Annotated in this window: 4 protein-coding genes, 1 tRNA gene and 2 rRNA genes; 3 read left to right on the top strand and 4 right to left on the bottom strand. The window is 63.4% G+C overall.

Annotation, left to right across the window (positions count from 1 at the left end):
* The 3 genes from RMN73_RS01555 to RMN73_RS01545 form a co-directional block, all read left to right on the top strand.
* Positions 1-126 (top strand): 23S ribosomal RNA (locus RMN73_RS01555); the annotation flags it as partial.
* Positions 127-242: 116 nt separating this feature from the next.
* Positions 243-357 (top strand): 5S ribosomal RNA (rrf, locus tag RMN73_RS01550).
* Positions 358-554: 197 nt separating this feature from the next.
* Positions 555-631: transfer RNA gene (locus tag RMN73_RS01545), tRNA-Met, on the top strand.
* Between the two features lie 38 nt (positions 632-669).
* Here RMN73_RS01545 and RMN73_RS01540 read toward each other — a convergent pair.
* The 4 genes from RMN73_RS01540 to RMN73_RS01525 all read right to left on the bottom strand — a co-directional run bounded on the left by RMN73_RS01540 (position 670) and on the right by RMN73_RS01525 (position 16425).
* Complete coding sequence (locus tag RMN73_RS01540) at positions 670-2859, bottom strand: penicillin acylase family protein (protein ID WP_309601558.1); 2190 nt, start codon at positions 2857-2859, stop codon at positions 670-672.
* 71 nt (positions 2860-2930) lie between these two features.
* Complete coding sequence (locus tag RMN73_RS01535) at positions 2931-5993, bottom strand: CHAT domain-containing protein (RefSeq protein ID WP_309601557.1); 3063 nt, start codon at positions 5991-5993, stop codon at positions 2931-2933.
* Positions 5990-14701: a hypothetical protein gene (locus tag RMN73_RS01530; RefSeq protein ID WP_309601556.1), complete on the bottom strand. Its 8712-nt coding sequence runs from the start codon at positions 14699-14701 to the stop codon at positions 5990-5992. The genes RMN73_RS01535 and RMN73_RS01530 overlap by 4 nt, the downstream gene beginning before the upstream one ends.
* Entirely contained in the window at positions 14701-16425 is a 1725-nt protein-coding gene (locus RMN73_RS01525; protein ID WP_309601555.1) for a ShlB/FhaC/HecB family hemolysin secretion/activation protein, read from the bottom strand. The genes RMN73_RS01530 and RMN73_RS01525 overlap by 1 nt, the downstream gene beginning before the upstream one ends.
* Between the last annotated feature and the right edge of the window lie 6 nt (positions 16426-16431).

The following is a 16431-nucleotide window of genomic DNA, read 5'->3' as shown; positions in this document are numbered from 1 at the left end:
AAGCGGGAAGCCTCCCTCAAGATAAGTTATCTCAGAGCCGTGAAAGACCATCACGTTGATAGGCCGGGTGTGGAAGTGCGGTAACGCATGGAGCTAACCGGTCCTAATTGCTCTATTCGCGCTTGAGAATTCCACCATCATTGACAGTATTGCTGTTTATGGCGGTTTGGTTCTCGGCTAGATGATGCCAAGAATACAGGTCAGCACGATTTCTAGAACTTGATGTTACGCCGTCACCATAGCTTGGTGACCATAGCGTCTGTGACCCACCCGATCCCATCCCGAACTCGGCCGTGAAACCAGACTGCGCCGATGGTACTACTGCTTAAGCAGTGGAAGAGTAGGTCGTCGCCAGGCTTTGCTGGCGGCGTGATATCGAGAACCCATTCGCAAGTTTCGAAAAAGGCCGCTGTTGGGGTTTCCCCGGCGGCGGCTTTTTTTGATTATACCGGGTCAAGACCTTCGGAGCCTTCGGGCATCGCAAGGCCAAATAGCCCGGTGAGCCATCAATCAGCACGCACGAAGCGTGCCGATTTGACGGCTCAGCTTAGTGTCGCGGGATGGAGCAGCCCGGTAGCTCGTCAGGCTCATAACCTGAAGGTCGTAGGTTCAAATCCTACTCCCGCAACCAACAAGAAGCCCGCCTTTTGGCGGGCTTTTTTTGTGTCCTCAGCGGGTCCGGCGTGCCTCGCCGGGGCGATAGGTTTCAACTGCCGCGCGCGCGACCTCGGCGTCCGTGAACGGGATTGGGTTGAGCCTGCCCGCCGCATAATCCTGCGCCTGGTCGAGAAAATGTGGCGAGTTCGGATCGCCATTAACCCCGCCGGCGGTCACGGCGAACGCGCGCGGTCCTTGGGACGTGAACTCGACCACCGCGATGAAGCTGTTGCCCTTCGTTCCGTAGCGCTTGGCGGTGCCCGGATAGGTCGTCGCCTCGAACGCCGCCAATGATCCCCAGCGAGCGGACGGGAAGGGGACTGCAAGGCTCGGCTTCTTGTCGTCAAAGGTCTGAGTGATCGCGCCGTCATTGCGCTGGAATCGATTGATCTCGCCCCACGGCAACTGCCACGTCCCGTAAAGTCCGCGCAGCGCGGCAAGCGCTTGTTCGAGCGCGGCCAGCTTGCGCTCGGGCGAAGCAGCTATGATCCGCGCATAGGCAATTTCGTAAGCGTTGGACGGACGGTCTTTGCCCATCACCTCATCCCAGATCGCCTCGCCCCAATGCACGCCGAGCGTCAGCGCCGCGCTGTCGGCGCTCCAGCGACGATCCCATGCCCGCAGCATGGCGATCGGCTCAGCGAGCGACGCCCGCCGCGGATGGTCGGCGCGAAGGCCGTCATAAGTCGCGATCAGGCCGGGCAGGATCCGGTCGAACCCGGGATTGTCGCGGTCATAAGCCGCCGCGTTAAGGCTCCGCGTGGTGAATTTACCAGCACCATCGAGCAGTCGCAGCGCGTGATCGGTGCGCGCATTCGCGCCATACTGATCCATGTACCGCGGGAATTTCGCCGGATCGAGCGACCCCGTCCCCGCTGCCGACCAAGGCGCGTCATTGCTATTGAACACGAACCCCGACTTGGGATTGACGATGTTCGGCAGTCCTTCACTCGCGGTCAGTCCGCGCCACAGCGTCCGCGGATCTCCGCCACTGACGACGCCGCGATAATCGAACCGGTCGTCGCGCAGCGGTACGAACTGCGGGTGCAAATACGCGATGTTGCCGCTCGAGTCGGCGAACAAGGTGTTGTTCGATGAATTGGCGCGCAGTGCGGAGGCGCGCATGAATTCGTCGAGATTGCCCGCCTTGGTCCGTTTGAAACTCTGCTCGAGCGCGTGGGCAGGATCGTCGAGGATGGCGAAGGCGATGAACTTGCCATTCCCACTGCGGATGATCGGACCATGCATGGTTTTCATCACGCTGAAGGCGCGATTGCTGTATCCGCCATCGGCGGCGCGGATGCGGATCGTGACCGGCTTGACCGCCACCGGCCGCAGGTCGCCGCCGAAGCGATAGCCCAGCTTGCCATTGGGTAGCTTGGCAAACGTTTCGGCATATTCGTCGCGATTATCGAGCCCGCTCGTGGTGTGCATCCAGCCCGCCCTGGCGTTGAACCCCTGGTAGACGAAAAATTGCCCCCAGGTGACCGCGCCATAGACGTTCAGACCCTCGCCGCTGGTGACCTGGACGACGTCGCGGAAGAAGAAGCTGGTGTGCGGGTTAATCAGCAGCAATGGATTGCCGCTGGTCGAGCGGGATGGCCCGATTGCGATTCCGTTCGATCCTTGCGGTTCGCTCCACGGCTTGGCGCTGGCGACGTGCGGCGCGGCGCGGTCGTACAAGGCACGGAGTGCGTCGAGGTCGACATATTCGATATCGCCGCCAATGCTTCCTTCCGAAAAGCTCAGTGCCATCCACGGTTCGAACCGTGTCAGGACGCGCGGTCGCACGGCCGGGTGCGACGCGAGATAGAAGTTCAGCCCATCGGCCCAGCCCTGCATAAGCTGCCGAAGCCAGGTCGGACTGGCCGAATATTTGACCTTGAGGTCGGCCTCGTCGATCCACAATCGCTGACGCAGATCTTTCCAGATTGCCGCGTCGCCCTCGGCTTCGGCCAGGCGGCCAAGGCTGGTAAGATAATTGGTTTCGACGCGGTTGAAATCGTCCTCGGCCTGCGCATAGGCCATGCCGAAAATCGCGTCGGCGTCGGTGCGGCCACGGATGTGGGCAATGCCCCACTGGTCGCGGGCGATGGTGATCGTGGCCGCGCGCTGGGCGAGGCGCTGCGCCGCGGTCGGAATGGCGGCGGTTCCCGTGCTGCTGATTAGCGCGCCCAACAGGGCCATCGTTGCAAGCTTCATCCGCATTCTCCAGCGCACCCTGCCGCCATCGTGCGGTCGGGCGGCGCGAAAGGCAATCGGCGGCTTGTCGCCTATTTGCCGGCGACCCGCGTTGGCGCGCTGTTGATCAACGGCTTGGCACCGTCCCCCAGGATGATGAACGCGGCCCAGTAAAATGGGTGCGAAGTTTGTGCATCGTCCATCAGCCCGCGCTGCGCATTGCCCAGCGCCATCGCCAACGGTTCGCCGGGACGTGCCTCAATCAGGCCAGAGATGAGCCGCTTGGTCGCGTCATAGGCGTCGGGGACGGCCCAATGACTGGCGATCACCGATCGCGCGCCGGCACCGATGAACGCGCGCACGAGCCCGTCGAGGGCGTAATTGCCGCCGGTCATGACGCCAGCCTCGCGCGACGCTCCAGTGGTCGCGGCCCCGGCAGTGTCACAGGCTGAGAGGATGACGACGTCGGCATCGAGTTTGAGGTCGAAAATTTCGCGGAAGCTGAGCAAGCCGTCTGATTCAGGGCCGCCGAACGATGTGACCAACGCCGGTCGTGGCGGGCAATCGGGACGCGGGGCCGTAACCAGCCCGTGGGTCGCGAAATGCAGGATCCGGTAGTTGTCCAGTTGGCCATCCTGAAGCAAGGCGGTGTCGGTGAAGGCCGCGCCGGTCAGCAACTTGCTGTTCGACGGCCCGAAGACCGCGCTTGCCAGCGTCAGCTCGGCCGACGAGATCGGCGTCTGCCACTGCTGCACCGGCCAGTCGCAATCGTCGGCCACGGCGGCGACTGGCTTGACCGTGATTGGCGCATTATCGCCCAGCCCGAGATAGGCGTTGCGCGCCCGCGATGGCGCGATCGCGCGCACATCGAGGAAGCTTCGCGGACTGACCGAAATCGAAATTTCACGCCCGCGACCGAGCCAATCGACCCCGCGCATGTCAAACTCATCGGCATTGACCAGCTTTTGTCGAGCTTTGTACGCGTCGAGCCCGCCTTGCTTGGCAATCAGCAAATAAGGCGGCAGCTGGAGCATTGGGCCATCGGGTTCGAACACCAGATGTTTCAGCGCTTGCACCTCGCCATCGATCGGCGCGAACAGGTCGAGATAGAGCGACCGCGCATTATCGGCGTCGAACGGATCGGTGGTCGCCTGGCCATTTTCAAACCGAACGATGCTATTGCGGATCTGCGATACCTTGTCGGCCATGACGTTGCGATTGAGGCCGATCCGCATCGCCCGCGCGGTTTCGTGGGTTGCGAAGACGGCATAAAGTCGGTCGCCGACCGCCATCATCTTGTAATAGCCCTCGCCAGCGCGAAGCGCCGATTGCAATTCGGACAAATCGGTCTGTTGCGGGGCGAGCACCTTGTAGCGCGGGAAAGCGGCGAGCTGCGATTGCAGGCTGGTCTGGTCCGCCCGCATCTGCTCGATGCTGGCCTTGGTCGCGGTTAGCGTCGCGACATCAGCGGGGCTCGGTGCCTTCTTGGCCGATAGGTCGATCAATTCGGCCTCGGTCCGCGCAATCTCGCGGGTGCGCTTGACCGCGAGCCGGAACAGCGCGGATGCCTCACCATCTCCTTCGGACAATTGCCGGGCGAGCACGGCCTGCGTCTGCGCGACCCCTGGCCGGGCAAGCGCTTGTGCACCGCGGAACATGAGCACCGCCGAAGCTGCCGAGCCATCCTTCGCCAGCAGTTCGAAATAAGGGGTGAGCAGGTTGCGGAGCGCGATTCCGCTATCGGGGATTAAGGCGCTTTGGTCGACCAGGTCGGCGAACAAGGTGCGCGCACCGACCGCGTCACCGCTCCGCGCCAGAAACGAGGCTTTGCGTGCCCGGGCGGCGAGCAGCATCGGCGAATCGGGGTAGTTATGGGCCAGCAAATTGATCGCCGAATCATAAGCGGCAATGGCTGATCCGCCGTTGCCAGACGCCTCGGCAACTAACGCCCGCTCGACCTCGATGTCGGCGCTCAACCATCCGGCCGACGCCAATTTGCCGTCGCGAACTTTTCTCAATAGCCCCTGTGCTTTGCTCAGGTCCGCGCTGGCTTGGGCAAGCTTGCTGTTCATCCGCAGGGCAATCCCGGACAATTGCAATGCTTGCGCGTCGAGCACCATGGCACGCTCGGCGGGGCGCAAACCAGTGCCGACATCGACCTGTTTATACGCGTTGCTTTCGCGGTTGATTTCGTCGGCCAACGCCAGCGTAATCAGCCCGTTGCGCAAGTCCTGGTCTTCGGTCAACTGGATCGTGGCCACCGGCTTGGCAAGTTCGGTCAGCGCATTATCGGCCTGGCGTTGGTTGATCTGATTGATTGCACGATAATTGCGGATCAACCGTTGGAGTACCGGGTCGGTCCGCGGCGCCTTGCTCTCGGCCTGGTCGAACAATCTTATCGCGGCGCTGAAGTTGCTGAGGTTGGACTGCTGCAGCCCCTGGTTGGCAAGCGCTTCCGCAAGCGCCGGCGCATCGTTGCGGTCGCGCAGAGCGATGGTCTCGAAAAACTGCTCCGACTGGGCAAATTGCCCGCCATTGTTGAGCGTATACGCCTCAATCCGGGCGGCCGCAGGATCAAGTGATCCGGCCTGGGTTCTGGCAAAGGCCGCAGCGTCGCTGACTTCGGTTGTGGCAACGCGCACCGCGCCGCTCTGGGGCCGGTCACTGACCACCGAGCCGAGTGCAAAGCGAAGCGCTGGATCGTAACCGGACAGACCTTCGACCAGGTAACTCGTCTTGCCGCGGGTCAGCGAATAACGCTTGTAATCGAGCTTGGCCGCCTCGTCGCGGCACGTCAGGCTGGTTGCCGCTCCGGCCCCTTCGACCACCACCTGCGTTGGCGCCCCGCACGACAGGATTCCGGCCTTGAGCGCACTCGGCTCGGTCGTTGCATCGACACTGCGCCGCACCGCGAGCAGGCTCCCCACCGCGCTCGCCGCATCCCGGCAGGTGAGCATATAGCCACGATCGAAGATTCCCGTCAGGCGGGGGTCGGTGGCGCGAGACTGGGCGGTACACATCACCCCCGCATCGCCGAGCCGGAAGCTCGAGCGATTGGCGATTGGCAGCGCGGGCGCGCCGATCGCTGCCGATGTCGATGCAATGGCCGTTCCCAGCAACAGGAGGCGCGAAGTCACGGCGGTAATGCGGCTCACTTGCCGTCTCCCTTCTTGGCCTTACTGGCCTTCTTTTGTTCGTCGCTTTGATCATCTTCGTCGGGGTTGCCGTAAAGCGACGGATTGCCTGCGCCGGAGGCCGGATCGTTAACGTCGTCGGACGCATTGAGTGGTCGCGTATCGAACAACGGAGTCGGCGGGGAGATTGGGCTTGACTGGTCGCCGCCACCTTCGTCCGCGCCGCCACCTTCGCCCGCGGTGCCGGCTTCGCCCGCAATATCGGCCTCATTGCCGAATAGACTATCGCCAAGGCCGCTATTGTCGCTCAACTGAACGTCGGTGCTGACCACCGTATTAAACGTTGGCGGCGGCGGCGGCGGCGCGTTGCAGTCGCCGGTCAGCGGGCAGCCGTTGATCATGCTCTCCGCGACGAAGCGCGTGGTCCCGAGCTCGGCGACGAAGAAGTCGCGGACCGCGATTCCGGTAAGCGTTCCCTCTTGGGTGATGAGCTGCCCGTTGATGACAAGGTTGACCGAGCCGGGCGGGTTAGTGTCCTCGCCGTCGTCGCCGACGCTATCAGCATTGATCAGGAAGCCAGCAGGGGTCAGCTGGGTCCCAGTGTTCTGGACGAGGAAGCTTTGGAGATTCTCCTGCCCGGTGTCGATATCGATCGATGCTGCGCGAAGCACGCCTTCCGGACGCTGGACGGCGGCCGGTGCGTTGAGTTCGGCGATGTAGCCCGGGTAACGGGCATTGGCCTCAAGCTTGGTTAATATGTCTCCGCTCGCGACCCATACGTTGGGTGCGTAAAGCCCGAGGATACCGCCAAGCGTCGTCCCCGATCCGAACAGATTGATCGATCCGGTCGCCGCGTCGAGTTCGAACCGGTTCGATTGGAACGTCACTTCGTCGGTCAGGCTAAGGCCCGTGAACGTCACGTCGCCAAGCACCTTGATCGACCCAACCGAAGTTGCGCTATTGCCGTTGCGTGTTGCGAACAGATAATCATATCCGGTCTGGCTCACGCCTGAAACGGTCGCAGTGAGGTCGCCGATCAGCATCCTCGCCGCCGCGCCATAGGAGACGTCCGCGACCACCGACAGCGGGGTATGAATCCGGTCGAATTCGGCATCGGACAATAGGTAACCGGCGCCCGTCACGCCGTCGCCGACCACGGTCTGGGTGGCGTTACGCGAGACCAGTTGCAAGTTGCCGGTATTGACCGCGCCACCAGAGCCGATGTCGATGTCGTTCGAGATGATCTGGCTATTGCCATTGAGCGTGCCGCCTAGCGTGAACAGCCCGAGCGCGTCGATCAGCGCTGAATTGGAAGTGGTCAGCGACTGCAGCGACACGGCGCCGCCGACATAGGCCTGGAATGAACTGGCCGATGATGCGCCGCCGAAAGTCGCGGATCCGCCGGTGCTGGTCTTGGGCAGGCCGAACGCCAACCCCGGGTTGAAGGCAAGGCCGGCACCGAGCCCGGCAAACATGGTGTAGCCGCCCAGCAGGAAGCGTTCGGGCGTGGCGATCGCGCCAAAACTGGCATTGCCCCCGGCGAGCGCGATGACATCATGGCTGGCGTTGATCGTGCCGACCGTCAACGTGCCCGGTGTGTAGAGCCCGACATAGCCGTCGGTCGCAATGTTGCCGGTCGCGATCGACGCGCCGAATAGTTCGACCGGCGATCCCGGGCCGACGTCAAAGATTACGCCGCCGATTACTGGGGCAAAGTTTTGCGGATGGACGATGGTGATATTGCCGACGTTGACCGCGCCGGCACCGGACACGCGGACCGATGTGTCGGCGACCAGATTGCCGCCGGTGATTGAACCGCCCGAGGTCAGCCGCAGTGCATCTCCGCCGGTGATATTCTGGGTCTGCATCGCGCCGCCCGACGACAGGTCGACCAGCCCGCCGGCGCTGATTGTGCCGACGTTGAGCGTGGTCCCGGCTGCTGCCTGGACGCTGCCCGCATTGATTACGCCAGCGGTGATCGACCCACCCGACGCGACCGGTGCTGCAGCAAATACCAGCTCGGGATCGAAATTGTCGGCGTCGCCACCGCCCGCAGCGATGAACATCGAGGAATCGGCCAGATAGACTCGACCGCCAGCGGTGATTGCGCCGAACGACATATTGCCGGTCGCCATGACCAGGAAGTCGGTGCCGGCGTTGATCGTCCCGGTGGTGATCGCGCCGAGGGTAGCGAAACCGACCGCCTCGGCGCCGGTGACATTGCCGACCGAGATCGACGTGGCCGAGCTGATGCCGACCGAGAAGGCGTCATCGAGCGGGCCTTGCGGATTGACGATTCCGGCGGACAGGTTGCCGAGCGTGACTGCCCCTTCAGCGTTGCCGCCGATTTCTCGCCCGGTGGTCAAATTACCCCCGGTCACGCTGCCTTGGGCGTCGAAGTCGATCCCGTCCTTGGCGATCGCGTTGCCGAAGACGATGTTCCCGCCGCTGTTGAATCGGATCGCGTCGGTATCGACACCTCCGGGCGAAAGCCCGGCGTTGAGATTGCCTAGCGTTATGTTGCCGCCGGAATCGACCAGGATGATGGTGTCGGATGTGATTGCGCCGGCGTCGAACGTGGTCCCCGCAGAGGCGCGGAAATTGCCGGTTACGACCGGTCCGCCGATCGTGATCGAGCCGCCCGTCGCAACCGGGAACACGGCCAGTATCGGTGCCCGATTAAAGGTCAGGAACGCGCCGCCCAGCGGGGACATCGAATAATTGGCGAGATAGACGTAGCCGCTATTGCCCGTAGTCATTGATCCGGCGGTCAAATTGCCGCCGATCAGGGCCATGATGCCGCCGCCGGACGTCAGATTGCCGGTGACCAGATTGGCCGGCGTTCCAAATCCGATGTTGCCCAACGAATTGATGTTCCCGGTCGTGATATTGCCATCCGATGCCAGCCCGACGCGATAGATTGCGCCCGGCACATTGCTCGGGTTGGTAATGCCCGCCGTGATCGCGCCAAGCTGCATCGCCCCGACCGACTGGCCAAGCACCGAATTGCCTGCCGTGATGGTGAGACCCGTCAACGTGCCGAGGGTCTGGAAGTTGATTGTCTGGCCCGAGGTCGCGTTGCCCAGGCCAATCGCATTGTTGGAGCGAAGGTCGATATAATCGCCGGCGCCCAAATCGCCGAGCGACATGGCGCCGTTCGATCGGACGTCGATGAACGTCCCTGCGGTCAGGTCATTTTCGGTGATCGTACCCGATGCGCGCTGGAAGATGGACGTCCCCGCGTCGAGATCTGTCAGGCTCTGCAGGCCGCCGCTCACGGCATAGATCGAGCTATCGCTGGTAATCGTCGATCCGGTCAGGGTACTGCCCGCCGCAGCGATGAACCGCCCGGCTGCCACCGGGCCGCGTAAAGTGATCGACCCGCCGCTGACAACCGGGGTCGCCGCGAGGATCGGGGAGGCGGCGAAATCGCCAATGAACGGGTTGCCGCCGAGCGGAATCATCGAATCATCGGCGAGGTAGGTGGTGCCGCCCGAATTGATCGAACCGAAGCTCATATTGCCGCCACCGAGCGCCAAGAAGATGTCCCCGGCGTCGATGGTTCCGGTGAAGATATTTCCCGCTGCGCCAAGGCCGATGCTGTTGAACGCCTCGATATCGCCACTGTCGATCGTCGTTCCGGCGAGCAGTCCGACATTATAATCGGCGTCATAGCCGGTAGATTGGTTGATGATCCCGGCCGAGATATCGAGCAGGTCAATTGATCCGCCAGCGATTGCATAAACCGAATCGCCCGCGGTCATGGTGCCGCCATCGATGTAGCCGCCCGCGTCGAGATCAATCGATTCGCCCGCCAGCGCATTGCCGACGAGGATGTTGCCGATCGCGACCAGCTCGATATCCCCCGGCGCGGTCAGATTGCCGAGGAAGATGTCGCCATCACTGTCGGCAAAGATCGATCCGCCAGCGACACTGCTGCCGGAGATGTAGCCCGAATTGTTGGTGACCAGCGTGACGCTGCCCGAGCCAGAATTGATCGTGCCGACATTGATCAAGGTTCCGGCATTGAGGCTGGTGTTACTTGTGTTGAGGATCGAGCCAGTGCCGATCGACAATCCGGCATCAAGATCGATGATTCCGTTGCCGGCGATGTTGCCGGTCGTGATGAAGCCGGCCGCGTTTAGGTCGATCCCGCCCCCCGCGAGGACAGTGCCGATATCGACCTCTGCACCCTGCGCCTCGAGGAAGATGTCACTGCCGCCAGTAACATTGCCGATCTGGATCGCACCGGGCGCGACGATAGTCAGCGTCTGGACGCTGTCGAGATGCGCGGTGGTAACGAAATTGCTGTCGGTCAGGATGTCAAAGCTGTCGGCCGAGTAAGTGCCCCCGACGACCGGCGCGGGGTCGACCACATGGGGCACGAAATCGGCCGCATGGAGCTGGATGGAAGCGGCGTCCATCGCGCCGTTGTTGGCGTCGAGCGCCAGCGTGCCGTCGGTGACGAAGCTGAACGACCCGATATTTGCCGTCCCGTCGCGGACCGAGACGAAACTCGGACCGAAGCTCGAGTCGATCAGGTTTCCGGACAGGGTGATCGAGACCGAGCCGATGGTCGCGTCGCCGTTGAGAACGCGGAAGTAGCTGCCGCCGATCACGGTGGATGTGCCGTTGGTCGCACCGCCGCCGCCAAGCGCGATTGCGCTTCCGACGATCGAATTGACATTAAGTACGCCACGCTCGGCCGGCACTTCGAACCGGTCTTTTGACTCGACCGCAATGCTGCCCGTAACGGCGTTGCCACCGTTGCCTTGGACCGTGCCAGAGCCGCCCTCGCCGCCGGTCGCATTAGCCATCAGCGTCACGCTATCAGCTGTTCCCAAGACTCCGCGCATCAGGAAAGTGGATCGGCCACCATTGGCGTTACCGCCATTGCCGCCCGCGCCATCGCCGCCGCCGCCGGTACCACCGTTGCCGCCACTGCCGCCGATCGCGCTGGAGTTGATTGTGAGTGTGCTATAATTAGCGCCGCCGCCCGATCCGGGTGAATTGCTTTGGCTGACTGTTCCGGCTTGGATGAAGCCGCCGGTGCCAGCCCCGCCGCTGCCGCCGCTGCCGCCAGTGCCTGAATCGCCATTGCCGCCAGCGCCGCCTTGCCCGCCAGTGCCAAGTGCCGTCAGGATGGCAGGCCCACTGTTGAGCGTGCCGCCCGCGGCGCTTCCAACAAACCCGATTGAGCCGCCCGACCCAGCGCCACCGGCGCCGCCATTGCCGCCGAAATTGGCGTTGCTTCCGGCGCCGCCATTGCCGCCATATCCATCGGCGCTAATCGTCGCGCTTCCAAGGGTGATCGTTCCGTTGATCGGGGCGTTGTTCAAGCCGAAGGCCACGTCGACGACGCCGCCCTGACCAGACCCGCCATTGCCGCCATTGCCGCCATTGCCGCCTTGGGCGCTGACGTTAAGCGAGAGGCTGCCAAGACTGATGGCGCCGACAAAGGGAACCACGTCGGCTTCGCCACCGATCGCATTGCCGCCGTTGCCGTTCAATGCCACGCCACCCATGGCATGACCATCGAGCGTCGCTCCGCCGCTGATCGTGATCGAGCCGCCGTTGGTGGCATAGAGAGCCACCGCAACCGGAGACGATTCGTTGGTCGGTGGCGAAACGAGGGCAATGGCATTGCCGCCGCTGCTCCCGGTGCCACCAGTCGCGCTACCATCTAGCGTGAGACCCGCGCCAGCTGAAATTGTGCCACCATTGGCTGCCAGGCGAGCGGTCCCGCCTAACGCGTCGCCGCCCAGTCCGCCGCTCGTGCTTCCGCCGGTCGCCGACGCGCTGACCGTCACGTTGCCGTTAAATGTGAGTGCGCCGCCGCTTAAGGCCGAAACTGCAGCGACACCGCCATCGGCGAAGCCGCCTTGGCCATTGCAGCTAAAGCATTCGCCGCCGTTGCCCGCGCCGCCCAGCCCGTTCGCTTCGATCTGCGCAAGACCGCCAATCGTCAGGCTGCTTCCGCTTCCGGCAAAAATTTGGGCAAATCCGCCAAACCCGTTGCCGCCAAGTGTGACGCTAATCCCGCCGAAGCCGTTGGCGCTCGCAATCAACGACGATGCGATGGTCAACGCCGCACCGGTGGCCGTGCTGACATTCACATTGCCGCCGGTTGCGTTGCCACCATTTCCAGCCGCCGATCCGCCGCCGTAGGCATTGGCCGTGAAGGTGGCCGACCCTGGCCCGGTGATCGAGTTATTTCCGCCGCTGGCGACGAAACTTACATTGCCGCCGGTTGCATTGCCGCCGTTCCCATTACTTGCGGCGCCGCCACCATAGGCCTCCGCCGAAACCACCAACCCACCAGCCAGATTGATGGTGCCGCCCTGAAGCGCCACATTGACGTTGCCGGCGGTCGCACTGCCCCCGTTTCCTAGGGCGGCAATATCGCTACCGAACGAATTTGACCCGATCGACAGGTCGGCGGTCGTGAGTGGATCGTCCGCCACATTGACGATCCCGCCGTTGCGAATCGTCACATTGGTGTTGCCGCCGCTCGCGCTGCCGCCAGTGCTTCCCGTGCCGCCCTGGTTTTGCGTGATGATGATGCTTCGTGAACTGAAATTCACAGTCGAATTGTCGACCAGCAAGCTGGCCGTTCCGCCGCTCGCATTGCCGCCGACCCCGGTCCCACTTCCATCACCGCCGCCGCCACCGGCAACCCCGCCCGGCAGCCCGAGCGTCAATGTCGATCCATTGAGCACGCTGATGGCGCGCGTTCCGCCGATGGCATTGCCACCGTTTATATCGCCGGTGCCAACCGAGAAGCCACCCAGCCCGACGGCACTCAATAGCAGCGGTCCGGCCGTCAAGGTCGCATTGTCGAGTTGCAGGTTGAGCGCGCCCGCTACGCCCAATCCGCCCGTCGTGCCACTGACCGAGGCATTGCCGCCATAGCCACGCGACAGGATCCGCACCGCGACCGAGTCAGCGATATTGGGCAAAGCGATCGATCCGCCAGCCTCGCCTCGGATCAACAGCGATCCGCCTTGCCCCGTCCCGCCAATGCCACTGCCGTTACCATTGGTCCGGCCGCCGCGCCCCTCCACCGAGATGAAGTCGCGCTGGTCCTGGGTACCCCCCGTGACGATGTTGGCGATCGTGATCGACGATTCCGTCCCCGTGGCGAGCAAGCGCGCGTTTCCGCCGGTGCCATTGCCGGCGCCCGACCCGGCGTCGGCTCCGCCAACGCCGTCGGCACTGGCGTTGAGCGATCCGGCTGACAATGCGGAATTCGTCCCGGCAACCAGGTCGACGAAGCCACCGAGGCCCATCGCGCCCGCGCCGCCGATACCGTCGGCATTCAGGCGCAATATGCCGCCAACCGAGATACTGCTGCCCAAATTGGAGCCAATTGTGGCCAGACCGCCGGTGCCACTGACTCCTGCCAGGCCGATGCCCTGCGACCGCACGGTCAGGTCCCCGCCGATATTGATCGTCCCGCCCGACCCGGCGAAAACGCTTGATCGGCCGCCGGTCTGGCCGGTTCCGACACCAAAGTTGTTGCTATCAAGGAAGACGGAGCCGGTAACCTGGTGGATGCCGGCGTTGAACGCGTTGAACTGCGCGTCGGCGGCGCGTAAATTGAGGCCTGCAGCCATGCTGGCCGTCGTCAAGCTCGCCACGAACAGCCCAAGGTCAGTTGCCGACGCTTCCACCTGTGATGTAAAATCGGTGTCGTAGACGGTGATGTCGCTGAGCCCTGTTCCACCCCCAGCCGACCGGGTCGTTTGGATTGCGCCATCAACCACGTCATATCCCGCTGACAGCACTACCGTATTGCCGACGACGTTCGCCGCGCTGGCAACGTCAAAACCAAGGCTGCTCCCATTGCTGATCAGCAGCGTCAGTGCGTTGTTCTTGGGCACGGCAACCAGGTAGGCACGGTGAATATCGCCAGCCCCGCTACTCGCCGAACCGGTGATCGTCCCACCGTTAACACTTACCCCCGTGCTAGCGCTGGTTCCCGACGTCACCTGGATGTCGAACAGCCCGTCGGGCGAGAAATTGATCGTTGCCGCATCCGCCGCAACCAGCGCCGCCGAGCCATTGACGACAATCCCCCCGTTGTGGGTGACATTCGGTGCGATCATCGCGACATAAGCATCGCCGGCATTGGCATTGATCGCCGACGTGCTGGCGGTAACTATCCCGGCCGTGGGGTTGAGCGCCTGCCCAAAGGTGACGCTGGTCCCATTGATGAAATTGCCCGACCCATCGAGCGTTAGCGGCGATGCCGACAGCACCAGCGAACCGACATTGATGATGCTGTTGCCGCCGAGCAGGAAGCCGCCCGCCGAATAGAAATAGAGGCTGCCGCCCTGCTGGCCGTTGACCAGCGAGTTGATTGTGCCGTTGAGCGAGATCGCCCGGTTCATGTCGGACTGGTTGATGCGGTTGAGCACGGCAAAGTCGGTCGCGCCGGTGAAGGTTGCGGTGGTGCCGCTCAGCTGAAAGGCAATGTTCCCGCCACCGGTCGCATTGTCGGTCGGCGTCCAGTCGATCACGCTTTGCCCGCCATTGACGGTGATCGTGGTGGTCGTCGCGGTCGGGTTGGTAATCCCAGCAACCCCGCCGCCATTGGTGGCGAACGTCCCGCTGCCAAGAAAGCTTTGCGCCGCTGCCGGGGTCGGCCCGACCAGCATGACGGTGGCCAGCGCAAGGACCGAGCAGCTGGTCCGGGCGCGGCGCGACGGCATGGCGAGGTTACGCATCAGGATCTCCATGGGAGCAAGCGGGTGGTCAGGGTCAGCAGGAAGCGCGGACTTCCGCGTCGATTGTCGATGCCGGCCCGTTCGAGCGGGACGGCGACCGCCGCGTCGATCGCCAGCCGGTCATTGAGCCCGGCGCGCAATCCGCCGCCGGCCGATTTGGCATGTTCGGCGCCAAGCCCGTCATTCTTGTTCCACACCCAGGCGGCATCGCCGAACACATATGGCTGGACGACCGCCCTCGATCGCTTGAACGGGGTGAAGCGCGGGCCGCGCAGTTCGACCGCCACGCCGGCCCCGCTGTCGCCGGCAATCACTGCCGGGTCATAGCCGCGCCCGATGGTGTAATTGCCGACCGTGAACTCCTCGAAGCTGAGCACCGGATTGAAACCGATCTGCGCCCGCGGGCTGACCGCGATCGCAAGCGACTTGCCGATCGCGAATTCGCCGCTTGCACTGGCGCGCAGCACGGTCGCGGTGGCGCGGCCATCGGCGCGGCTGGGCGGGGTTTCGCCAACACAGGGGCAGCGTTCGCTGGCACCGAAAATGTTCAGTCCCTGGCGAAACTCGATCCCGCCACCAATCTTCCATTGCGGACGCCGCGACGTCAGGTCGATCGCATTGAAATCGGCGCGGAGGAAGGCAACCCGCAGATGATCGCGCGTCAGCGGGCCGAAAAAATTCACCTTCTGGTCGACGAAATCGAACCCGCCGCCAAGCGTCAAATTATGCGACTGGGTCCGGATCAGCGGATAGGACACGCCGAGCGAGGCGAACAAGGTTCGCGCCTTGATCCTCGGGTCGCCCGGATTGCGGTCGATCGACGGCTGGGTCCAGGCATAGGTAACCTGCCCGTTGATCGTCAGTCCTTCGGATCCGGGGCGGAAGCTGTGCCCGATCTGAAGGATCTGCTGTTCCTTGAAATCGAGCGTCGAATAAGCCGAGATAAAGGTCGAATCGCCAAGCCCGGTCAGCCCGTAGGCCTGCCCGCGCAATTGCCCGCCCCAACGGCCCGTCTCGCTCGCCGCGAGATTCTGGATAACGGCATCGAGCGCATAGGCCTGGCGGATGACCGACACTTCGCCGATCAACTCGCCCGGCCCGGTTCCGGCTGGCTTGAGCGTCAACTGGACGTTATAGCCGGGGAGATCGCGCGCCAGCAGCAGGTAACGCTCGGCGCGGTTGCGATCGAAAATCTCGTCCTCGGTCAGCTTCGACAGATAACCGGCAAGCTTGGCTTCCGCACCGCTGGTCTGGCCCCGCGCGCGGATCGTCGTCACCCGGGCAAAAAGGACCTCGAGCCGGACCACTCCGTTCTCGATTTTCTGGGTCGGGACCTGGACTGCGGCGAGATAGCCCTTGTCGCGCAAATAAGTGGCGGCGCGGTCGCGGATTTCGCAAATCACCGCCACCGGCTGGTCGGTACCGGCATAATCGGCCCAGCTTGGACGAAGCTCGACGTCGGTTGCGCCCTTGAGATTATTGAACTGGACATCGCTCAGCTTGACCCGGACATCCTTGAATTCGGGGTCGGCCAGCGGGCAGGGTGATCGCTCGACCCCGCCGATCACATTGAGCGTCGATTTGGGCGGCGTGGCATCGGGTTGCTGGCGGGTGAGTTCGTCGCGCGTCGGTGCGAGCGATTGCGCGGCAGCGGGCATTGCCGCCAACAGGCTGGTCCCGGCGATGACCGCCCCCAGCGCATAACGATTGTCCCGAGCCCCCATGCACGA

Origin of the sequence: Sphingomonas sp., from assembly GCF_031372575.1 — a bacterium.
Lineage (GTDB): Bacteria > Pseudomonadota > Alphaproteobacteria > Sphingomonadales > Sphingomonadaceae > Sphingomicrobium.
The sequence above is the reverse complement of the archived record's forward strand: the minus strand, read 5'-3'. Positions and strand labels throughout refer to the sequence as shown.